This is a genomic window from Pseudomonas sp. CM25, from assembly GCF_013179705.1.
GTDB lineage: Bacteria > Pseudomonadota > Gammaproteobacteria > Pseudomonadales > Pseudomonadaceae > Aquipseudomonas.
Genome location: NZ_JABMCW010000007.1, coordinates 1 through 22,120 on the forward strand (window position 1 = coordinate 1; position 22,120 = coordinate 22,120).

Annotated in this window: 17 protein-coding genes; 8 read left to right on the plus strand and 9 right to left on the minus strand. The window is 62.0% G+C overall.

Translation table 11 applies throughout. The features are described 5' to 3' along the window. Nucleotides 1–364, plus strand: a 364-nt coding sequence (locus tag HP546_RS01515; RefSeq protein ID WP_172218947.1) for a transposase, incomplete at its 5' end; no start/stop codon positions are given. Nucleotides 365–538: 174 nt separating this feature from the next. Here HP546_RS01515 and HP546_RS01520 read toward each other — a convergent pair. Next, nucleotides 539–3,136 (minus strand): sulfite reductase flavoprotein subunit alpha, encoded by a 2,598-nt coding sequence (locus tag HP546_RS01520; RefSeq protein ID WP_172218949.1) that lies wholly within the window; start codon nt 3,134–3,136, stop codon nt 539–541. Between the two features lie 59 nt (nt 3,137–3,195). Further along, nucleotides 3,196–5,439, minus strand: coding sequence for a TonB-dependent siderophore receptor (locus HP546_RS01525; protein WP_172218951.1), 2,244 nt, complete (start codon nt 5,437–5,439; stop codon nt 3,196–3,198). 221 nt (nt 5,440–5,660) lie between these two features. Here HP546_RS01525 and HP546_RS01530 point away from each other — a divergent pair, with 221 nt between their 5' ends. Next, nucleotides 5,661–6,341, plus strand: a complete 681-nt coding sequence (locus HP546_RS01530; RefSeq protein WP_172218953.1) for a Fe2+-dependent dioxygenase — start codon at nt 5,661–5,663, stop codon at nt 6,339–6,341. Between the two features lie 3 nt (nt 6,342–6,344). Next, complete coding sequence (locus tag HP546_RS01535; RefSeq protein WP_172218955.1) at nt 6,345–7,094, plus strand: tetratricopeptide repeat protein; 750 nt, start codon at nt 6,345–6,347, stop codon at nt 7,092–7,094. A gap of 158 nt (nt 7,095–7,252) precedes the next feature. Here HP546_RS01535 and HP546_RS01540 read toward each other — a convergent pair whose 3' ends face one another. After that, complete coding sequence (locus HP546_RS01540) at nt 7,253–8,416, minus strand: type III PLP-dependent enzyme (protein ID WP_172218957.1); 1,164 nt, start codon at nt 8,414–8,416, stop codon at nt 7,253–7,255. 505 nt (nt 8,417–8,921) lie between these two features. On the opposite strand from HP546_RS01540, the gene HP546_RS01545 reads away from it, so the two are divergent. The 3 genes from HP546_RS01545 (at nt 8,922) to HP546_RS01555 (ending at nt 12,934) form a co-directional block, all read left to right on the plus strand. Continuing rightward, a complete protein-coding gene (locus HP546_RS01545) occupies nt 8,922–9,407 on the plus strand; it encodes a sigma-70 family RNA polymerase sigma factor (RefSeq protein ID WP_172218959.1) in 486 nt (161 codons plus the stop codon). 20 nt (nt 9,408–9,427) lie between these two features. After that, a complete protein-coding gene (locus HP546_RS01550) occupies nt 9,428–10,396 on the plus strand; it encodes a FecR family protein (RefSeq protein ID WP_172218962.1) in 969 nt (322 codons plus the stop codon). Nucleotides 10,397–10,504: 108 nt separating this feature from the next. After that, nucleotides 10,505–12,934 carry a TonB-dependent siderophore receptor gene (locus HP546_RS01555; RefSeq protein ID WP_172218964.1) on the plus strand — a complete coding sequence of 810 codons (2,430 nt, stop codon included), beginning with the start codon at nt 10,505–10,507 and terminating at the stop codon, nt 12,932–12,934. Nucleotides 12,935–13,043: 109 nt separating this feature from the next. Here HP546_RS01555 and HP546_RS01560 read toward each other — a convergent pair whose 3' ends face one another. From HP546_RS01560 to HP546_RS01575, 4 genes are read right to left on the minus strand one after another with little or no spacing between them, the layout of a single operon-like run. Beyond that, nucleotides 13,044–14,201, minus strand: coding sequence for a betaine/proline/choline family ABC transporter ATP-binding protein (locus HP546_RS01560; protein ID WP_172218965.1), 1,158 nt, complete (start codon nt 14,199–14,201; stop codon nt 13,044–13,046). Further along, on the minus strand, nt 14,198–14,851 hold the full coding sequence (locus HP546_RS01565; protein WP_172218967.1) for an ABC transporter permease: 654 nt from the start codon (nt 14,849–14,851) through the stop codon (nt 14,198–14,200). The genes HP546_RS01560 and HP546_RS01565 overlap by 4 nt, the downstream gene beginning before the upstream one ends. Beyond that, on the minus strand, nt 14,848–15,762 hold the full coding sequence (locus tag HP546_RS01570) for a glycine betaine ABC transporter substrate-binding protein (protein WP_172218969.1): 915 nt from the start codon (nt 15,760–15,762) through the stop codon (nt 14,848–14,850). Before HP546_RS01570 ends, HP546_RS01565 begins: the two co-directional genes overlap by 4 nt. 13 nt (nt 15,763–15,775) lie before the next feature. After that, the gene (locus tag HP546_RS01575; protein WP_172218971.1) at nt 15,776–16,489 is read right to left on the minus strand and encodes an ABC transporter permease; all 714 of its coding nucleotides are present in this window, start codon (nt 16,487–16,489) and stop codon (nt 15,776–15,778) included. Between the two features lie 489 nt (nt 16,490–16,978). Here HP546_RS01575 and HP546_RS01580 point away from each other — a divergent pair, with 489 nt between their 5' ends. Beyond that, nucleotides 16,979–18,562, plus strand: coding sequence for a peptide chain release factor 3 (locus HP546_RS01580; protein ID WP_172218973.1), 1,584 nt, complete (start codon nt 16,979–16,981; stop codon nt 18,560–18,562). A gap of 358 nt (nt 18,563–18,920) precedes the next feature. After that, nucleotides 18,921–19,820: a hypothetical protein gene (locus HP546_RS01585; protein ID WP_172218975.1), complete on the plus strand. Its 900-nt coding sequence runs from the start codon at nt 18,921–18,923 to the stop codon at nt 19,818–19,820. Nucleotides 19,821–20,180: 360 nt separating this feature from the next. Here HP546_RS01585 and HP546_RS01590 read toward each other — a convergent pair whose 3' ends face one another. Both HP546_RS01590 and HP546_RS01595 read right to left on the minus strand, forming a co-directional pair. Beyond that, nucleotides 20,181–21,149 (minus strand): peptide ABC transporter ATP-binding protein, encoded by a 969-nt coding sequence (locus HP546_RS01590; RefSeq protein ID WP_172218977.1) that lies wholly within the window; start codon nt 21,147–21,149, stop codon nt 20,181–20,183. After that, nucleotides 21,149–22,117 (minus strand): ABC transporter ATP-binding protein, encoded by a 969-nt coding sequence (locus HP546_RS01595; protein ID WP_172218979.1) that lies wholly within the window; start codon nt 22,115–22,117, stop codon nt 21,149–21,151. Before HP546_RS01595 ends, HP546_RS01590 begins: the two co-directional genes overlap by 1 nt. Nucleotides 22,118–22,120 lie beyond the last annotated feature (3 nt).

Below are 22,120 nucleotides of genomic sequence, written 5' to 3' on the forward strand. Positions count from 1 at the left end.
CAACGCCCAGGCGGCTGAACAGGCACTGGATGAGTTTGAAAGCGGGCCTTGGGGCACGCAATATCCAACAGTGGTGACTGCCTGGCGACGGGCGTGGGATCGAGTGATTCCGTTCTTTGCTTTCCCACCGGCCATCCGGAAGGTGATCTACACCACCAATGCCATCGAGAGTATCAACGCTCAGCTACGCAAGATCATCAAAACCCGCGGTCACTTCCCGAACGACGACGCGGCGACCAAACTGATCTGGCTGGGGCTGCGCAACATCACAGCGAACTGGGGGTCAGCGGCGCATGACTGGAAAAGTGCGATGAATCAATTTGCGATTCTGTACGGAGATCGGTTCATCAGGCCAACCTGGTGAAATCAAGGCCTGCCGGGCGGCAGGCCATTACCGGCCCGCACACAAAAAACCTGACACTCCCTGCACTAAAGCAGGGCCGGTCCTTTCGCAGCACAAGGCTGCTCCTACAGGTTACGCGCTGCATCTGTAGGAGCAGCCTAGTGCTGCGAAAGGGCCAACTACATCTATTACAGATCAGTACACATCCCGCCGATATCGCCCATCCTCGACCAGCTGCTGCACAACCGCCTCGCCAAGCAAACCGTTGAGCGCCGCATCCACTCCCGCAGCCATCCCCTGCAGGCTGCCGCAGACATACACACAGGCGCCATCTGCCACCCAGCGTTTGAATTCCTCGGCCTGCTGCAGCAGCACATCCTGCACATACACTTTCTCGGCCTGATCCCGCGAAAACGCCAAGTCCAGGCGTGCCAGGTCGCCGCTGGCCAACCAGCCTTGCAGCTCATCAGCGCACAGCAGGTCATGGGCGCGATTGCGCTCGCCGAACAGCAGCCAGTTGCGCTGCTCGCCCGCATTCACCCGCGCCCGCATCAGGCTGCGCAGGCCGGCCAGGCCAGTGCCATTGCCGATCAATATCATCGGTGCGGCACTTTCCGGCAGGTGGAAGCCGCTGTTGCGCCGCAGGCGCAGGCTTAGCGTGCCGTTCAGCGGCAGGTACTCGGTCAGCCAGCCGGAACCCAGGCCCAGGTTGCCATCGGCGTGGCGCTCCTGGCGCACGATCAGTTCCAGCACACCATCGCTGGCAATCGAGGCGATCGAATATTCGCGGCTGCCGATCGGTACCAGTGCGTCCACCAGCGCTTGCGGCTGCAAGCCGATCAGGTGATCACGTCGCGTCGGCAACTGTCGCCCGACCAAGGCCTGGGCCAGCGTTTCGCCCAGGCCATTAACCTGCACCCGGGCAGTGGCGTCCAGCGCCATGCCGTTGAGGAAAGCGTCGATCCGTGGCTGCCCATTGAGCGGCAGGATCTCCACCAGGTCTCCGGCTTCCCAGCTGGCGGGTTGCTCCGGTTGCAGGCCCAGCAGGTACACCGGCTGGCCTTGGCTACCCGGGTTGAGCAGTTCGCGGCGCACCAGCGACCAGTTGCCAAAGCTTGGCGGCTGCCAGGCGGCCACTGGCTGGGCGCCGGTCAATTGCGCCAGCTCCTGCTGCCATTGCTGCAGGGCTGCCTGGTCGGCATTGTCCACTTCCACCGGGCTGAACGCGCTGCTGGCACCGCGCTCACCCAGCCACGCTTGCAGACGGCGGGCAAAACCGCAGAAGTGCGGGTACTGGCGGTCACCCAGGGCGAGCAGGGCGTAGTTGAGGTTGTTCAGCGCCCACGGCTGGCCCAGCACCTTGCGTTCGAAGGCGCGGGCGCTGTCGGGCGCTTCGCCGTCGCCGAAGGTACTGACCACGAACAGCGCGCGGCGCGCCTGGCGCAAGTCGCTTTCCGCCAGATCGGCCAAGGCGCGTACCTGCACCGGCAGGCCGGCCGCCTGCAACTGCCCGGCGCTCTGCCAGGCGAGCTGCTCGGCAAAGCCGCTCTGGCTGGCAAAACCGATCAGCCAGCTGTCGCTGCTGCCAGTGTTGCTTGTGACATTGCCACGGGCTGCGCGGACCTGGCGCTTCTTGCGGCGGCGGTCGAGGTACAGCAGCCAACCGGTGACGAAGAACAGCGGCATGGTCAGGCTGGCGATGGTGACGATAATGCGTCCCGGCAGGCCGAAGTATTCACCGACGTGCAGGGCGTAGACGCTTTGCAGCAGCTGGGCCTTGAAGGACTTGTCGGTGTAGCGGTCGTGTTTTTTCACCTGGCCGGTGGCCGGGTCCAGTACCAGGGTGTTGAAGGCGCGTGGGTGATCGGAACTGTCCAGCAGGTAGAACAGGTTGGCCGGCTGGCCGCCAACCGGAGGCAGGCGCAGGTTGTAGGCGGCCAGGCCTGGGCCGGCGGCGTCCTTGAGGTTGGCCCAGATGGCATCGTAGTCGACGACCAGCGGCGGCGCGTTCTTGTCGACCTTTTGCGGCCCGTGGCGGCCACGGCCTTCGCCGCGCTTTTGCTGCTGGCCGGCGGCCGGCGCGTCGGCCAGCAGCTTGTTCAGGCCTTCGCGGTACCACTCGTAGGACCAGAACAGGCCGGTCAGGGCGAACAACAGGTAGAACAGCAGGCACCAGGTACCGGCTACGGCGTGCAGGTCCCAGTTGAAGGCGCGGCCTTTCTTCGCCCAGTCGAAGGTCAGCCAGGTGCGCCAGTCCAGCGCCTTGCGCGGCCAGCGCAGGTACAAGCCGGACAGGCAGAAGAACACCAGCATCAGGGTACAGGCGCCGGTGATCTGCCGGCCTGTGTCGCCGATGGCCAGGAAACGGTGCAGCTTGAGCATGAGGTTGAAGAAGCCTTGCCCGGCCACTTCACCCTTGAGTTCGCCGGTGTAGGGGTCGGCGTAGCGCAGCTCGCCGCGACGTTCGCCCGGGGCCGGCATGAAGAAGATGCGTGCGGCGTTGCCTTCGCGTACGTCCACCCACAGCATCGACACCTTGTCGTGTTGCTGGGCTTCGACGCGCTGCACCAGTTCGGCCGGTGGCAGTACGCCTTCGGCGCGGACTTCTACCTTGAGTACGTCGGCATTGAATGCGCGCAGCAGTTCTTCCTGAAACGAGTACAGGGCGCCGGTGATGCCCATCACGGCCAGCACCAGGCCAGCGGTGATGCCAAAGAACCAGTGCAATTGGAACAGCGTCTTCTTCACGACATGATCACCTTGTGTTTCTGCCGCTGCCTGCGCGGCGTGCATTATGCCTTGATACGCAAAAGCCCCGCTCACTGGAATGAACGGGGCTCGGGGTGACTTCCTTAGAAGTGGAAGTTAGCGCTCATGAGCGCAGTTCGGCCGGGCGCTACGTGCGCGTAATGCGGAGCGAACACCTGATCGAAGTAACGCTTGTCAGTCAAATTTTGCACATTCAACTGCAGGTCTACATTCTTAGTCAGACGATAGGTCGCCATGGCGTCGTAGCGCCAGTAGGAAGGCACTTCGACTGAGTTGGCTTCGTCGCCAAATCGCGAGTCAACGAAGGTGGCACCGGCACCAATAGTCAGCTGAGGAATGATGTCGTAAGTCGACCAGAAGGTGAAATTGTTTCGCGGCGTACTAGGCATGTGGTTGCCCTCGTTCGCTGCGGTCGAGGTTTTCACGATCTCGCTTTCCATATACGTGTAGCCACCGTAGACCTTCCATTTGCTTGTCAGGTTACCCGCATACGTAAGCTCCACACCCTGTACACGTTGTTCGCCATCCAGTACTTGATAGGTCGCATTGTCAGGATCGGTGACCCGTGCATTGGTTTTGTCGGTGCGGAACAAGGCAGCGGTCAGCGACAGGTTGTCGTCGAAGAAATCCCACTTCGTACCGATCTCGTAGTTGCGGTTGCGCTCCGGATCGAGGTTGCTGTTGTTGACTGCCAGTTCCAGCCCACCGTTACCGCTGGTTTCCCCCGACGGGTTGCTGGAAGTCGACCATGCAGCGTAAATGCTGCCGTTAGGCAGCGGCTTGTAGACTACGCCGACCTGATAATTCCACAAATGCGCATTGTTTTCCCGAGAGAAGTCGCCTGGGAGTGAGCCACGACCACCCGTGCTGTAGCCGCTCGATTTTGTCTGGTAATCGTCGTAACGCAAGCCAAGGTTCAGCGACCATTGATCATTGAAGGTGAGTGTGTCGAATACATAAGCAGCGCTGGTCTTGGTGTCGGTGTCAGTGAATGCAGCGCTATCAGCGATGGTTCCAGACCAGCCGTCATCGGGAGAAGGGTCATAGAGGCTCGTGCAATCGCCCGAAGCCAGCAGCGCCGGGCTGCAAACGGTACCCGTGCCAGCTGCCGAAGTAATGACATAACCGCGGTTATGGGTGTCGCTGTAACTGAACTCAAGGCCCGTTACAAGGCTATGCTGAATGAAACCAGTATCGAACTTGGCACTCAGGTCGGTTTGGTTCACCCAGCCTTTGGACGTCGAGTTGCGGTTCTTCGTAGAGCGGTAGACCGTACCATTGGCCACGTTCCCTTTGCTGTCATCCGGGTTGGTTACGATGTAGTCGAGTGTCGAACGTGACATCCGGAAGCTGTTGGACAGCGTCAGATTGTCGTTCAGGTCATGTTCTATACGGATCGTGCCGCTGTCGTTGCTGGTCTTGCGATAATCGCGACCATTCAAACCGTAGAAATTATCGCGATCAACATGTGCCGGGCCATCTACATCGTATTTGCTACGCGTGGCGCTCCGATCAAGCGGGATACCATAGTCCGGCATGTCGTCGGTTTTCAGGTGGTAGTAACCCACTGTTACCCGGGTATCGGTGCCCAAACCGAAAGCGAAGGAGGGAGCCACGCCCCAGCGGCTCACATCTACATCGTCACGACCGGCGACGTTGGCCTCGTGCTTCATCAGGTTCAGGCGGAAGGCGGAGGTGTCGGTCAGCTGTTTGTTCAGATCCAGTGTGGTGCGTTTGGTTTGGTCTGAGCCCCAGGTGAACCCACCGTTGTAGCTGTCACCCAGTTTTGCGTTCTTGGTAACGAGGTTCAGGCTACCGCCCGTTGAGCCGGCACCGGTGAATGCAGAACCAGGGCCTTTGGCCACTTCGATGGATTCAACGTTGAAGATTTCCCGGCTTTGGGAAGCAACATCGCGCATGCCATCGATAAAGACGTCGCTCTCTGCGTTGAAACCGCGAATGATTGGGCGGTCTCCAGCCGGATTGCCGCCCTCGCCGGCGCCGAAGGTGATGCCAGGTGTAGTACGCAGGGCATCTACCAAGGAGGTCGCACCTGTGTCACGGATGACTTGTTGTGGGATCACCGTAACGCTTTTAGGTGTTTCACGCAGTGGCGCGGTGTATTTCTTGGAGCTGGCGGTGTCAGCCTTGTAGCTGGTGGCATCCTGCGCCGCGTTGACACTGGTCGCATCCAGCGAAATGACGGAATCACCCAGCTGATCATCTGCGTGAGCAAACTGAGCAGTCGATACAGCAGATACCGCTACACCGATAGCGGTGACGATCAGGCGTGGCGAACTCACTGCAGATGGTACGTACTGGCGCATTGCTAAGGACCTTCCCCAAGGTGTTGTGGCGGCGGATACTAATGTAAGCAATTGTGACTAACAATTGAGATTCGTTACCATTCGTGAAGAATTTACAATCTTTACAATTTGCCTTTACGGTTTCATCAAGCTGAAACGTCTTAAGCGGCGAATGGGGCTTGTGAAGTGCAAAAGGGAATCAATATCATTGACTCCTTTGGATTTCCTGACGGTACTTCGACATGCTGCTGCACATCCCCGGCCTGTTCGAGGCTGATGAACTGGCCCGTATCCGCGAGGCGCTGGAGCAGACCGACTGGGCCGACGGCAAGATCACGGCTGGCTATCAGTCGGCCAAGGCCAAGCACAACCTGCAGTTGCCGGAGGGCCACCCGCTGGCCAAGGAGATAGGCACTGCGCTGATCGACCGTCTGTGGAAAACCCCGCGCTTCATGTCGGCGGCTTTGCCGCACAAGGTGTTCCCGCCGTTGATCAACTGCTACCGCGAAGGCGGCAACTTCGGTTTCCACATCGACAACGCCTTGCGCCAGCCCAAGGGCAGCGCCGAACGGGTGCGCACCGACCTGTCTTCCACGCTGTTCCTCAGTGACCCGGACAGCTATGACGGCGGCGAGCTGGTTATCCAGGACACCTATGGCGTGCAGCAGATCAAGCTGGCTGCCGGAGACCTGGTGCTGTACCCCGGCACCAGCCTGCACAAGGTCAACCCGGTGACCCGCGGGCAACGCTATGCTGCGTTCTTCTGGACCCAGAGCCTGGTGCGCGAGGACAGCCAGCGGGCGCTGCTGTTCGAGATGGACAACGCCATCCAGCAACTGACCGCCGATGTGCCGGATCACCCTTCGCTGCTGCAATTGACCGGCACCTACCACAACCTGCTGCGCCGCTGGGCCGAGGTCTGAACCGTGTCCTACCTGTTACGACGTGAAGAAGTGGTGGATGTGGCTGGCTTGCAGGCCATGCTCGAAGAAAGCCCCGGCAAGGCTGCCCAGGCGATCCTCGCCGCAGCCGGGCAGGGCGTGATCGAGGCGCAGTCGCTGCTGGGTCAGATCCTGCTCGACGGGCGCGGTATCGAGGCGGATGCCGGGGTCGCCCGCCGCTGGTTCGGCATTGCTGCACAGGGCGGCAGTGCCATGGCGCACAACATGCTCGGGCGTTGCCTGGAGCATGGCTGGGGCGGTGAGGTGAACCTGTCCCAGGCCGCCATTCACTATGCCCGGGCGGCAGATGCCGGCCTGGACTGGGGCCTGTACAACCTTGCCAACCTGCTGGCAACCGGGCGTGGCGTACCGGCCAACCAGGCGCAGGCGCTGATGTGTTACGAGAAGGCTGCCCAGCAGGGCCATGCCAAGTCGATGAACCTGTACGGGCGCTACCTTGAGCAAGGCATCGCCACGGCACCCAGCCCGGCGCGGGCGGTGCGCTGGTACCGGCGTTCGGCCGAGGCGGGGGATTTTCGCGGCATGTTCAGCCTGGCGCTGGTGCTGGTCGAGCGGGGTGAGCTGGCGGAAGCAGGGCAGTGGTTGGAGCGGGCGCGGGTCGAGGGGAACATGAACTTCCTGCGCGCGGCGCTGGTGACCTTGCAGGGCGCGGGGCCGGTGTTGATGGCGTTTGCCGGGCGCTATGCCGAGGAGATCGAACGGCGCGGGGAGTGAGGGTGCCTGTGCCGGCCTCTTCGCGGGTAAACCCGCTCCCACAGGTACTGCGCTGGGCCTGAAGGGAGCACCGTACCTGTGGGAGCGGGTTTACCCGCGAAAGGGCCGTAACTGAACAGCACACAAATGAAAACGGGGCGTTTCGGCCCCGTTATGCATTACAGGTAGAACGACTTCAGCGGCGGGAAGCCGTTGAATTCCACTGCGCTGTAGCTGGTGGTGTAGGCACCGGTCGACAGCCAGTACAGGCGGTCACCGATGGCCAGGTTCAGCGGCAGGCCGTACTTGTAGTTTTCGTACATGATGTCGGCGCTGTCGCAGGTCGGGCCGGCGATGACCACTTCTTCGGTTTCGCCTTTCTTCTCGGTCCAGATCGGGAACTTGATGGCTTCATCCATGGTTTCGATCAGGCCGGAGAACTTGCCCACGTCGGTGTAGATCCAGCGCTCGACGGCGGTGCGCGACTTGCGTGCAACCAACACTACTTCGCTGACCAGAATGCCGGCGTTGGCAATCAGCGAGCGGCCTGGCTCCAGAATGATTTCCGGCAGGTCGTCACCGAAATCTTCCTTCAGGAAGCGGATGATCTCTTCGGCGTAGGTTTCCAGGCTGTTGGTGCGGGTGATGTAGTTGGCCGGGAAGCCGCCACCCATGTTGATCAGCTTCAGCTCGATGCCGTCTTCTTCCTTCAGGCGCTCGAAAATCACTTTGACCTTGGCGATGGCTGCGTCCCATACGCTGATGTCGCGCTGCTGCGAACCCACATGGAAGGAAATGCCGTAAGGCACCAGGCCCAGGTCGCGGGCGAGGATCAGCAGGTCCATGGCCATGTCGGTCTGGCAGCCGAATTTACGGGACAGCGGCCAGTCGGCAGTGGTGGAACCTTCGGTCAGGATACGCACGTACACTTTCGAGCCCGGCGCGGCCTTGGCGATGTTGCGCAGGTCGGCTTCCGAGTCGGTGGAGAACAGGCGCACGCCCTTCTCGTAGAAGTAGCGGATGTCCTTGGACTTCTTGATGGTGTTGCCGTAGCTGATGCGGTCGGCGCTGACGCCGCGGTCCAGCACCTTGTCCAGCTCGTAGATCGAGGCGATGTCGAAGCTCGAACCTTTCTCTTTGAGCAGGTCGATGATTTCAACGGCCGGGTTGGCCTTGACCGCGTAGTAGACCTTGGCGAATTCGAAACCGGCGCGCAGGTCGTCGTAGGCCTGGCTGATCATCTGGGTGTCGATGACCACGAACGGGGTTTCCTGCTTGTCGGCGAACGCCTTCATTTTCTGGAAGGTGTCACGCGCGAAATAGTCTTCAACCTGGATCGACATGCTCAGGGACTCCATGGGCAAACGGTAAATTTAAGTGGCTGCAAACTGAACGTCCTCCGTATCCCCACTTTGGTTCGCCTACTCAGTACTTGAGCCGGATGGATCGTTTCCAGCATGGACGTTCGGCGCGCACTTTAGGGCGTGAAGAATGCAGAATCAACAGGCAATCCGGGCGCGATCGGCGTGGATCGACGACCCGCCATTTGAATAACCGACTCGTGTGACCGGCTGATGTTCCCCGGGATGTTTCAAGCGTAAATAATTGTGGAATGGACCGCGTTGACCCCTGCGCGGGTAAACCCGCCCCCGCAGGGTTTTCGCTATTGAAGTGGCAGCAGGTTCACCCGCCAAATGGCCACAGGTGTTCATATTTATGGCCACATTTTTTTGTACGACCGTGCATGAAATCCGTCATAAATTTTTTGTTACCGACTGGCGGAATTGCCGGTTTTTATGAGAACCATTACTATTCGCACCCTTATCTGCCTCCCTGACGGCCCTGATCGTGTCCGGACACAAAGGCTTCTTCGACCATTACCATGAGCTGATCGGCACCTGGACGCGCAAGTTGCGCAATCGCCAGCAGGCCGAAGACCTCACCCATGACGCCTTTGTCCGGGTGCTGGAAAACCCGCGTGAGCAGGTTGAGCAGCCGCGTGCCTACCTGCACCAGACGGCCCGCAACATTGCGGTGGACGGCTTTCGCCGCGAAGACCGGCGCCAGGCAGTTGAGCTGGACGCGTTCGACGCCGGCGCTGTCGGCAGTAGCGACCCGGAGGCTTACGTGCATGCACTGGAACTGGCCGACAGCGTCGAGCGGGCGCTGGCCGAGCTGCCGCTCAACTGCCGGCAGGTGTTCATCTGGCAGAAGCTCGAAGGCCTGACCCAGGCCGAGATTGCCCAGCGCATGGGGTTGAGCAAGAACATGGTCGAAAAGTATATGATCCGCACGCTCCGGCATCTGCGTGAGCACCTGGATGTGTCGGCATGATGAGTCAGGAGGCCTTTTCGATGAAACAGCCCGGTACCGGTACCGATACCGTCCGCGAGCAGGCGGCCGCATGGTTCGTTCGCGTGCAGGACGCGCCCGGTGATACCGCGCTGCAGAAGCAGTTACGTGCCTGGTTGGAGAGCGACGCGCGCCACCGCGAAGAATTCGACCATCTCAGCCGCGTCTGGCAGGCCGCCGACCTCATACCTCGTCAGCGCCTCGAGGCCCTATGCCAGCCGGACCCGGTGCAGCAGCTGCCGCGCCGGCGTTTATTGCGCCAGGCGTTGGCCGCTAGTGTGGCGGTATTGGCATTGGGGCTGGGCTGGAGCGCCTGGCACTACCAGCAACTGAATCACCAAGACACCCTGCAGACTGCCTTCAATGAGCGCCGCCAGGTCGAATTGCCGGACGGCTCGCACCTCGAACTCAACGGCAGCACGCAGTTGCAGGTCGATTTCAGCGCCGGCCAGCGGCATGTCCGGCTGAGTGCCGGCGAGGTGATGTTCACCGTCGCCCACGACAGCAGCCGGCCATTCGTGGTGGACACTGCCCAGGGCAGCGTGACCGTCACCGGTACCCGCTTTGATGTACGCCTCGACCCGGCCGCTACCCGCGTGGCAGTGGAGCAGGGCTCGGTGCGGGTGCAGGGCCAGGGCGCTTCGCTGGCGCGACTGACTGCTGGCCTGGGCTCATATATAGATGCAAAAGGCGTGGTGGCCGCACCCTATACGGTCAACACCAATGCCGTGACCGCCTGGCGCCAGGGCAAGCTGGTGTTCGACAACGCCACCCTCGCCGAGGTGGTGGCCGAAGCATCGCGCTATCGCAGCCAGCCGATATGGATCGCCCCCGGCAAAGTCGCCCAGTTGCGGCTTTCCAGCACCTTCAGCACCGACGATACCGACGCCTTGCTGCGGGCCTTGCCGAGCATCCTGCCGGTGGCCATCAAGGCCCATGAAGACGGGTCGCGAGAAATAATCGCGAAATAGATTCAGGTTTTTTTCCGCTCGTTCGTCTTCCCCGCTAGCTGCAACTGCCAAGCATTTACATTTGCATGCGGTTGGCGTTTATCCCGCATTCCAGGAAGTTTCGACGACGTGAACAATAACAAGCCCTTCCCACGCTTCCGTGCCTTGGCGCTGGCCTTGGCAGTCAGTGCCGTGGCCGTCCACAGCCAGTCCGCAGCGGCGGCCGGCACCATCCAGATCCAGGCCCAGCCATTGGCTTCGGCGCTGAACCAGCTTGGCCAGCAGACCAACCTGCAGCTGTTCTTCAGCCCCGACCTGGTTGCCGGCAAGCAGGCCCCGGCCGTGTCTGGCCGGCTGGCCCCCGAGCAGGCGCTGCAGCAGTTGCTGCAAGGCAGCGGCCTGACCTACGAGATGTCCCAGGGCACGGTGGTGGTCAAGCCGGCCCAGGCCGCTGACGCCCTCGGCGGCGGCAGCCTGGAGCTGGCGCCCACCGACATCAAGGTGGTGGGTGACTGGCTGGGTGAGGCCCAGCAGAGCGTGGTGCAGAACCACCCCGGCGCACGCACCGTGGTGCGCCGCGAGGCGATGGTGGAGAAGGGCGCGATGAATGTGCGCGACGTGTTGCGCGGCATCCCTGGCGTGCAGGTACAGGATTCCAACGGCACCGGCGGCAGCGACCTGTCGTTGAACGTCGGTGTGCGTGGCCTGACCTCGCGGTTGTCGCCGCGCTCCACGGTACTGATCGATGGCATTCCGGCGGCCTTTGCGCCTTACGGCCAGCCGCAGTTGTCGATGGCGCCGATTTCATCCGGCAACCTCGACAGCATTGATGTGGTTCGCGGCGCAGGCTCGGTGCGCTATGGCCCGCAGAACGTCGGCGGGGTGATCAACTTCGTCACCCGGGCGATCCCGGAGAAAGCCTCAGCCGAACTGTCCACCACCCTGGAAACCTCCCAACACGGCGGCTGGAAGCACACCGAGTCAGCGTTCGTCGGCGGCACTGCAGACAACGGCATGGGCGTTGCGCTGCTCTACACCGGGGTGAATGGCAACGGCTACCGCGAGAGCAACAACGGCAACGACATCGACGACGTCATCCTCAAGACCCACTGGGCGCCCACCGATGTCGACGAGTTCTGGCTCAACTTTCATTATTACGATGGCCGCGCCGACATGCCCGGCGGGCTGACCCAGGCCCAGTACGACAGCAACCCGTACCAGTCGCTGCGCGACTACGACTACTTCGCCGGCCGGCGCAAGGACGTATCGTTCAAGTGGCAGCGCCAGCTCGACGACGCTACCCAGTTCGAGGTGCTGACGTACTACACCGACAGCTTTCGCGGCAGCACCATCGCCGCGCGCGACATGAAAACCCTGTCGTCATACCCGCGCAACTACCACACCTTCGCCATCGAGCCACGCCTGTCGCGCATCTTCTTCGCCGGGCCGACCACCCAGGAAGTCAGCGTGGGCTACCGCTACCTCAAGGAAGCCATGCGCGAGCAGTCGACCCGCCTTGCGCTGATCGACAATGTGCCGACCCCCACCCCGACGTCCGATGGTCACGTGTTCCAGGACCGCAGCGGCGGCACCGAGGCCAGCGCCTACTACATCGACGACAAGATCGACGTGGGCAACTGGACGATCACCCCGGGCATCCGCTTCGAGCACATCAACACCGACTGGCGCGACCGCTCGGTGCTGGACGCCAACAACCGCCCGGTGCCGGAGAAAAACCGCAGCATCACCAGCAACGAGCCGTTGCCGGCGCTCAGCGTGATGTACCACATCTCCGATGCGTGGAAGGTGTTCGCCAACTACGAGACCTCGTTTGGCAGCCTGCAGTACTTCCAGCTGGGGCAGGGTGGTGCGGGCGACAGCACGGCCAATGGCCTGGAGCCGGAAAAAGCCAAGACGTATGAAGTGGGTACGCGCTATGACGATGGCGGGTTTGCCGGTGAACTGACAGCGTTCTACATCGACTTTGATGACGAGTTGCAATACATCAGCAATGACGTGGGCTGGACCAACCTTGGCGCCACCAGGCACCAGGGTATCGAGGCGTCAGTGCGCTATGACCTGGCCGGGCTGGACCCGCGCCTTGACGGGCTGTCGGTGAGCGGCGGTTATACCTTCACCCGCGCCACCTATGAAGGGGAGATCCCGGGCTTCAAGGGCCGTGACTTGCCGTTCTATTCACGCCAGGTGGCTACTGCCGGAGTGCGTTACGCGGTCAACCGCTGGACCTGGAACCTGGATGCCTACGCCCAGTCGAAGCAGCGCGCGCCAGGTACCGGGATCAACGCCGACGGCAGCTTCAACGGCGACTACATCACCGAGCCTGGTGCCGATGGGCAGTATGGCGATATTCCGGGGTACGTGACCTGGCATGCCCGGGGCGGGTATGAGTTCGGGCCGCAGATGTCCAACCTGAAGCTGGCGGCGGGGGTGAAGAACCTGTTCGACAAACAGTACTTCACTCGCTCCAGCGACAACAATGCCGGCATCTATGTGGGTGAGCCGCGGACCTTCTATGTGCAGGCCAGTGTAGGGTTCTGATACCGCGTCGCCTGCTTCGCGGGTGAGCCCGCTCCCACAGGTCCGGTGCAAGTCTTGGCTTCTGCACCTACCCTGTGGGAGCGGGTTTACCCGCGAAGAGGCTCTCGGATCAGGACGCGACCGCCTCGGCTGGCGAAACAATGCTGGTCTTGGCCCCACGCGAGCGCCCCGAGCTCAGGTAAGCCGCAATCGACTCCTGGGTCACTTCACCCAGGAACACCTGCTCGGCATCCAGCACCGGCAACCAGGCCCGGTTGAACTCGTACATGCGCGACAGCAGGATGCGCAGATGCTCATCATGCGAGGCCGTGGCATTGAACTGGCGCAGGAAGTCGCCACACGTACCTTGCTGGCGATGCATGTCACGCCGGCGCACGTAGCCCAGCGCCTTGTTCTGCCCATCGGTCACTACCACATAGCGGCGGTCGTGCTCGTCCAGCAGTTCCACCGCATCGCTCACCGGCGTCCCCGGGCTTACCGACGGCGCGTTGTCCGCTGCATCTTCGGCACGCACCAGCAACAGGCGCTTGAGGGTGCTGTCCTGGCCGACAAAATTGCTGACAAAGTCGTCCACCGGGTGCGCCAGCAAGGTGTCCGGGTGGTCCAGCTGCAACAGCTTGCCCGCGCGGAAGATGGCAATCTTGTCACCCAGCTTGATCGCCTCGTCGATATCGTGGCTGACCATGATCACGGTCTTGTTCAATGCCCGTTGCATCTCGAAGAACTCGTTCTGGATCATCTCGCGGTTGATCGGGTCGACCGCGCCGAACGGTTCGTCCATCAGCAGCACCGGCGCGTCCGCTGCCAGGGCGCGGATCACGCCGATACGCTGCTGCTGGCCGCCGGAAAGCTCGCGCGGGTAGCGCTGCAGGTACTGTTTGGGTTCGAGCTTGATCATGTGCATCAGCTCGCGGGCGCGGTCGTGGCACTTCTGCTTGTCCCAGCCGAGCAGGCGCGGTACCACGGTGATGTTCTCCTCGATGGTCATGTTGGGGAACAGGCCGATCTGCTGGATCACATAGCCGATATGGCGGCGCAGGGTGACCTCATCCAGCCCGGTGGTGTCCTCGCCGTTGATGAACACCTGGCCGGAGGTAGGTTTGATCAGGCGGTTGATCATTTTCAACGTGGTGCTTTTACCGCAGCCCGACGGGCCGAGAAACACACAGATTTCGCCTTCGTTGACGGTGAGGTTCACCGAGTCGACGGCTTTGACGTCCTTGCCGTTGGCGTTGAAGGTCTTGCTGAGGTTTTTCAGTTCGATCATGAGCGCAGTCCTTCTGGAGTCAGGGCACGTTGCAGGGTTTGCAGCAGCAGGTCGGCGATGATCGCCAGCAGGCTGACCAGTACGGCGCCGACCAGCAGCATCGACATGTCGCTGCGGCTGATGGAGGTGAGGATGAGCACGCCCAGGCCGCCGGCGCCGATGGTGGCGGCAATGGTCATGACGCCGATGTTCATGACCACGGCAGTGCGCACACCGGCAAGAATCACCGGCACTGCGATGGGCAGTTCGACCATGCGCAGGCGCTGGCCGAAGGTCATGCCGATGCCGCGCGCCGCTTCACGGATGCCGGGTTCGACGTTGGTCAGGGCCAGGTAGGTGTTGCGCATGATCGGCAGCAGCGAGTACAGGAACACCGCAGTGATCGCCGGCAGTGGGCCAAGGCCCTGGCCGAACTTTGAATAGAACGGCAGCAGCAGGCCGAACAGGGCGATGGACGGAATGGTCAGCAGCACCGTGGCGCTGGCCTGCAGCGGGCCGGCGACGGCCGGGAAGCGTGTCATCAGGATGCCCAGCGGCACGCCGACCAGAATCGCCAGGCTGACGGCGACGCCGACCAGCATGATGTGCTGCCAGGTCAGCTGCAGCACCTGCGCCCAGTCCAGGTGGTTGAAAGTGTCGATCAGGTTCATGGCTGGCCCTCGCTGTGCAGTGGGTGCTCTCGCAGGAAGGCGGCAGCCACGGCGGTGGGGTTCTGGTGCTCGACGTCGACCTGGGCGTTCAGCTGGCGCATGGTTTCGTCATCCAGCAGCTCGGCCAGAGGCTTGAGCAGGCCGACCAGTTGCGGGTTGGCATCGAGCACGGCTTTGCGTACCACCGGCGCGGCGGTGTAGTCGGGGAAGTAGTGCTTGTCGTCTTCCAGCAGTTTCAGGTTGAACGCGCTCAGGCGGCCGTCGGTGGTGTAGACCAGCCCGGCGAATACCTGGTTGTTGCGCATGGCGGTGTACACCAGGCCGCCGTCCATCTGGCGGATATTGCGCCGGTCCAGCGGCAGTCGGTACATCTCGCGCAGCCCGACCAGGCCGTCGGGGCGGTTGGCGAACTCGGTGTCCAGTGCCACCAGGTGGGTGCGCTCGCTTTCGTCACGCAGTACCAGGTTGAGGTCGCTGATGGTATTGATCTGCGGATAGGCTTCGGCCACTTGCTTGGGCAAACCCAGCGCGTAGGTGTTGCTGAACTTCGACGGGCTCAGCCAGATCAGGTCCTTTTTTGCATCCAGCGCCTTTACCCGGGCGAAGGTGGCTGCGGCACTGGGCATGCGCTCGTCGATATGGTTGTACGACACCAGCGACACGCCGGTGTATTCCCACATCAGGTCGAGCTGGCCGGTTTCCTGGGCCTGGCGGGCAATGTTGCTGCCAAGGCCGGTGGTGACGCGCACGTCAAAGCCATTGGCGCGCAGGTACTGCGCAGTGATTTCGGCTAGCACGGTCTGTTCGGTGAACACCCGCGCGCCGATACGGATCAGCGGTTTGTCCGCCGCCTGGGCAAATCCTGCAAACAGCAGGGCCGCGCCCAGCAGCAAGGCGATTCTCTTCTTCATACGTTCCCTATCTTTATTGGGCCAGGCCACGTTCCAGCCAGCGCTTGCTGGAGAAACTCACCGCAGCATCCAGCACCAGGGCCAGCAATGCGGTGCAGGCGGCACCCAGCAGCAGCTGTGGCTGGTTGTTCAGGCCGATGCCGGGAAAGATCAGGCTGCCCAGGCTGTTGGCCCCGATCAGGAAAGCCAGTGGCGCGGTACCCACGTTCAGCGCCAGGGCCACGCGCACCCCGCCGACAATGATCGGCACGGCGTTCGGTAGCTCCACTTGCCAGAGTTGCTGGCGCGGGGTCATGCCGATGCCGGTGGCGGCTTCCTTGAGCGAGGCGGGGACGTTTTTGAGGCCCTCGTAGGTGTTGCGCACGATGGGCAGGAGGGAGGCGAGGAACAGCGCGAAGATCGCAGGCCCGGCGCCGATGCCCAGGATACTGAGGGCGATGGCCAGAACGGCCAGAGGGGGAATGGTGTTGCCAACGTTGAAGAACTGCATGAAGCGCTCGGCTTTGTCGACCCGGTGCGGTCGACTGAGCGCAATGCCGGCGGGGATGCCCACGGCCAACGCCGCCGCCATCGAAGCCAGCACCAGTATCAGGTGCGCTTGCAGGTAGAACCCAAGATCGTCGCGATAACGCGCGATCGTGTCGATGCCGATCCAGTGGATCAGCAGGGCCAGGATGACGAGCACGGCGGCCCATCCCAACAGCCCTTTACCGTAGCGTTTAGCCACAGGCGGACTCCTTGTGTTGTCGGCGAGCACACTTCTTTGAAGCCGGCCATGGTTGGCGGCGGGTGGTGTGTTCGCGAGTAGCAGCGTGACGCAGGCCGAAGGCTGCGAATCAAGCCATGAGCCGAACCCCGTCGGGCCCGAAAATGCCAGTAAAACCAATCCCCAAGCGAAGCGGGTTGCAGGGGAGTGGACGTCTCCGTGGGCGCAAAGGTTCCCACTTGAAGCGGCATTTGGCCAGCGTTAATCACTGGGTGTGCGTAATTATGGCGAGAAAAAACAGTGGGTTAATGTGCTGCGGGCGTTGAAACAACTACCCTGTGGCCATTTGCCGTGATAAAGCAATTGCCTGGAAAATTTGTTGTGGCAGGGCCGGCCTATTCACCCACGAAAGGGCCGTACCAAGCGCCGCCTGTTCAGCAAATTTTGGTCCCCGCCCAACTTCAGGTATGATATCGCCCCTTTTAAAATCCCCCAGTCAGGCGATTTCCCATGACCAACCAGGCCGCCGAAGTCGCGAAGCGCCGCACTTTCGCAATCATTTCCCACCCCGACGCCGGTAAGACCACCATCACCGAGAAGCTGTTGCTGATGGGCAAGGCCATTGCCGTCGCCGGTACCGTGAAGTCGCGCAAGTCCGACCGCCACGCCACCTCCGACTGGATGGAAATGGAGAAGCAGCGCGGCATCTCCATCACCACCTCGGTGATGCAGTTCCCGTACCGGGAGCACATGATCAACCTGCTCGACACCCCCGGCCACGAAGACTTCTCGGAAGACACCTACCGCACCCTGACCGCGGTGGACTCGGCGCTGATGGTGCTCGACGGCGGTAAAGGTGTAGAGCCGCGGACCATCGCCCTGATGGACGTGTGCCGCCTGCGCGACACGCCCATCGTCAGCTTCATCAACAAACTCGACCGTGATATCCGCGACCCGATCGAACTGCTCGACGAAATCGAAGCCGTGCTCAAGATCAAGGCCGCGCCAATCACCTGGCCGATCGGTTGCTACCGCGACTTCAAGGGCGTGTACCACCTGCGCGGTGACTACATCATTGTCTACACCCCGGGCCACGGCCATGAGCGTACCGAGGTGAAGATCATCGAGAAGCTCGACTCCGATGAAGCCCGTGCGCACCTGGGGGACGAATATGATCGTTTCCTCGAACAGCTCGAACTGGTCCAGGGCGCCTGCCATGAGTTCGATCAGGACGAGTTCATCAACGGCCAGCTGACCCCGGTGTTCTTCGGTACCGCACTGGGCAACTTCGGCGTAGACCATGTGCTCGACGCGGTTGTCGACTGGGCGCCGCGCCCGCTGGCCCGTGTCGCCCACGAGCGCACCGTGGAGCCGGTGGAAGAGAAGTTCACCGGCTTCGTGTTCAAGATCCAGGCGAACATGGACCCGAAGCACCGCGACCGTATCGCCTTCATGCGCATTTGCTCGGGCAAGTACGAGAAGGGCATGAAGATGCGTCATGTGCGTACCGGCAAAGACTTGCGCATCGGCGATGCACTGACCTTCTTCTCCTCCGAGCGTGAGCAACTGGAAGAGGCGTTTGCCGGTGACATCATCGGCCTGCACAACCACGGCACCATCCAGATCGGCGACACCTTCACCGAAGGCGAGGCGCTGGGCTTCACCGGTATCCCGCACTTTGCCCCGGAACTGTTCCGCCGCGTACGCCTGAAGGACCCGCTGAAATCCAAGCAGTTGCGCCAGGGCCTGCAGCAGTTGGCCGAAGAGGGTGCAACGCAGGTGTTCTTCCCGGAGCGCAGCAACGACATCATCCTGGGTGCGGTGGGTGTGCTGCAGTTCGACGTGGTCGCCAGCCGCCTTAAGGAAGAGTACAAGGTGGAATGCGCCTACGAGCCGATCACCGTCTGGTCGGCGCGCTGGATCAGCTGCGACGACAAGAAGAAGCTCGAGGAATTCCAGACCAAGGCCATGGAAAACCTGGCCATCGACGGTGGCGGGCACCTGACCTACCTGGCCCCGACCCGGGTCAACCTGGCACTGATGGAAGAGCGCTGGCCGGACGTCAAGTTCCGCGCTACCCGCGAACATCACTGATAACTGAAATGGGGCCGCAACGCGGCCCCATTTCAGTTCACTTCATCAAACACTCCCTGAACTCCGCAACGAGGTCGCCACGACCCGCCTGCAGGCGGCACTGCCGGTGTGGTGGCGGGGCACTTGTAGAGCGTCGACAGCGAATTGATCCGGCGCTGAACCCCAGATCGTCAATTGACCCAAGAATGCAGAACACCTGATGCCTGAGCGCCTCTCGCGCATTTTGCACGGTTCTGAAACAGCATATTTCACTAAGTCATTGATTTTAATGATGGTCATTTTTTGTCACAAATGGCATGGCTGCTGCAATGGTTACTGCGCGAATGGATTTCTCGCTAACAACATAGGGCCAAACATCATGATCACCTCTGCCGACTACCCCGTTGTCGATACCCAAAGCCGCTCAGGGGTTTCCTGGGCGGCTATCTTCGCTGGCGCCGCTACTGCTGCAGCCTTGTCTCTCATCCTTGTGGTACTGGGTGCGGGCCTTGGCTTTGCGGCCACTTCGCCCTGGGCTGATGAGGGTGCAAGTGCCAAGGCCCTGGGCGTCTCCACCATTGTCTGGCTGCTGCTGACGCAGATCATCGCCTCAGGGCTGGGCGGCTACATTGCCGGTCGGCTGCGGGTGAAATGGGCCAACCTGCACGGTGACGAGGTATATTTCCGCGATACCGCACATGGCTTCCTGTCCTGGGCTGTAGCCACGCTGGTAGCGGCGATGCTGGTACTGGGTGCAGCTGGCAACCTGGTAGGTGCCGGTGCCAGTGCCGCGTCACAGGCCGCGACCATGTCGGTAGCAGCAGGTGGTGCAGCAGCGGCGGGTAGCAATAATGACTCGATGGGTTACTTCGTCGACAGCCTGTTCCGTGGCGATGGCCCGGCACCGGTCAGCGACGATGCCGCCAACGGTGTAGCCGCACGCATCCTGGCCAAAGGGATTGCCAGTGACCAGGCATTGTCTGCCGAAGATCGCGCCTACCTGGCGCAACTGGTGGCGCAGCGTACCCGCCTGAGCCAGGCCGAAGCAGAGGCACGTGTCGACCAGGTGATGGCCCAGGTACAGCAGCTGAAGACCGACGCCAAGCAAGCGGCCGACACCGCTGCCAAGGTTGCCGCCTGGACGGCGCTGTGGACCTTTGTCGCACTGCTGTGCGGCGCGTTCTTCGCCAGCGTCGCGGCGCTGTACGGTGGCCGTCAACGTGACCGCGTGCAGTGGCTTGAAGGTGACTACGTCGCTCACCGGACCATTCAACGTTAAGCAAGGAGAACTGCCATGCGCTCGATACTGTTGTGGATGATCGGGGTACCGATTCCCGTGATTATCCTGATTGCACTGTTCATGCACTGAATCGAGGGGCGGCTTATGCCGCCCTTTGCTTTGGCGCTCGACAAGGAGACAGGCCATGCGCTCGATATTGCTGTGGATGATCGGGGTGCCGATCCCGGTGATCATCCTGATCTGGTTGTTCATGCATTGAAATAGCCGGGGCCGCTTTGCGGCCAATCGCCGGCAAGCCAGCTCCCACCCAGACCGCATCGAATTCACGCCCTGCGCCGTACTTGTGGGAGCCTGGCTTGCCGGCGATGGGCCGCAAAGCGGCCCGCCCTTAATCAACGATCAAAGAAACTGCTCGGCATAGTGGCACGCTACCTGCCGGGTACTGACCTGTCGCAGCGCCGGCACCTCCTTGGCGCACCGCTCGGTCGCATACGGGCAGCGCTTGTGAAACGCACAGCCATCCGGCGGATTCAACGGGTTGGGCAGCTCGCCAACAATGCGTATCTTTGGTTTGAGTGGGTCCGGATGAATAGCCGGCGTGGCCGACAGCAGCGCCTGGGTATAGGGATGCAGCGGCTTCTCGTAGATATCCGCCTTGGGCCCCATCTCCGCCGGCCGCCCCAGGTACATCACCAGCACCTGGTCAGCCACATGCCGCACTACCGCCAGGTTGTGCGAGATGAACACGTAGGCGGTGTTGAACTCCTTCTGCAGGTCCATGAACAGGTTCAGCACCTGGGCCTGGATCGACACGTCCAGCGCCGAGGTCGGTTCGTCCGCCACCAGCACCTTGGGCTGCAGCATCATCGCCCTGGCCAGGGCGATACGCTGGCGCTGGCCACCGGAAAACATGTGCGGGTAGCGCTGGTAGTGCTCGGGCCGCAGGCCGACCTGTTCCATCATCTTCTGCACCTTCTCGCGCCGTTCGGCCTTGCTCAGCGAGGTGTTGATCAGCAGTGGCTCGGCTAGTTGGTCACCAATCTTCTGCCGCGGGTTGAGCGAGGCATAGGGGCTCTGGAACACCATCTGCACATCACGGCGCAGTTGCTTGCGTTCGGCCTTGCTGGCGCCCGTCACCTCGGTGCCGGCGATCTGCAACGAGCCCGAGGATGGCTCTTCGATCAGGGTCAGGGCACGCGCCAGGGTCGACTTGCCGCAGCCGGACTCGCCGACCACCGCCAGGGTCTTGCCAGCTTCCAGCTCGAACGACACGCCATTCAGCGCCTGAACCAGGGCATGGCCCTTGAACAGCCCGCGGGACACTTGGTAATGCCGGGTCAGCGCCCGGGCGGATAGAACGACGGCCATCACGCCACCTCCTGGTTCAGCGGGTAGAAGCAACGCACCAGGCTATGCGCCTTGGGGTCGAGGGACGGGCGCTGGTTTCGGCAGTTGTCCTGCACATACGGACAGCGCGGCGACAGCAGGCAACCGACCGGGCGGTCGTAGCGGCCGGGGACGATGCCGGGCAGGGTGGCCAGGCGTTCGGCGCCGATGCTGTGCTCGGGGATCGCCGCCAGCAAGGCTTCGCTGTAGGGGTGGGCGGGCACATCGAACAGCTCGGGTACCTGGCCGACTTCCACGGCCTGGCCGGCGTACATCACGCACACTCGCCTGGCCGTTTCGGCAACTACGGCGAGGTCATGGGTGATCAGGATCAGCGCCATGTTGCGTTCTTTCTGCAAGTTGACCAGCAGTTCCATGATCTGGGCCTGGATGGTCACGTCGAGCGCGGTAGTGGGCTCGTCAGCGATCAGCAGCTTGGGCTCGCCGGCAATTGCCATGGCAATGGCCACACGTTGGCTCATGCCGCCGGACAGTTGGTGCGGGTAGGCATCCAGGCGGCTTTCCGCAGCCGGGATTTCCACCTTTTTCAACAGCTCCAGGGCCCGTTGGCGCGCCGCCTTGCCTTTCAGGCCAAGGTGCTGGCGCAGCACTTCCTCGATCTGGAAGCCCACCGTATAGCTGGGGTTGAGCGCGGTCATCGGGTCCTGGAAGACCATCGCGATGTCCTTGCCCACCACTTTGCGCCGCTGCCGACCGCTGAGCTTGAGCATGTCGGTGCCGTCGAAGTTGAGGGCATCGGCGGTAATGCGCCCCGGCGCGTCGATCAGCCCCATCAGGGCCATCATGGTCACCGATTTACCCGAACCGGACTCGCCGACGATGGCCAGGATCTCGCCGGCGTCCACCACCAGGTCCAGGCCGTCGACCACCGGTACTGCGTTGGCGTCGCCGAAGCGCACGTTGAGGTTATTGATCTGCAACAGTGACATGGC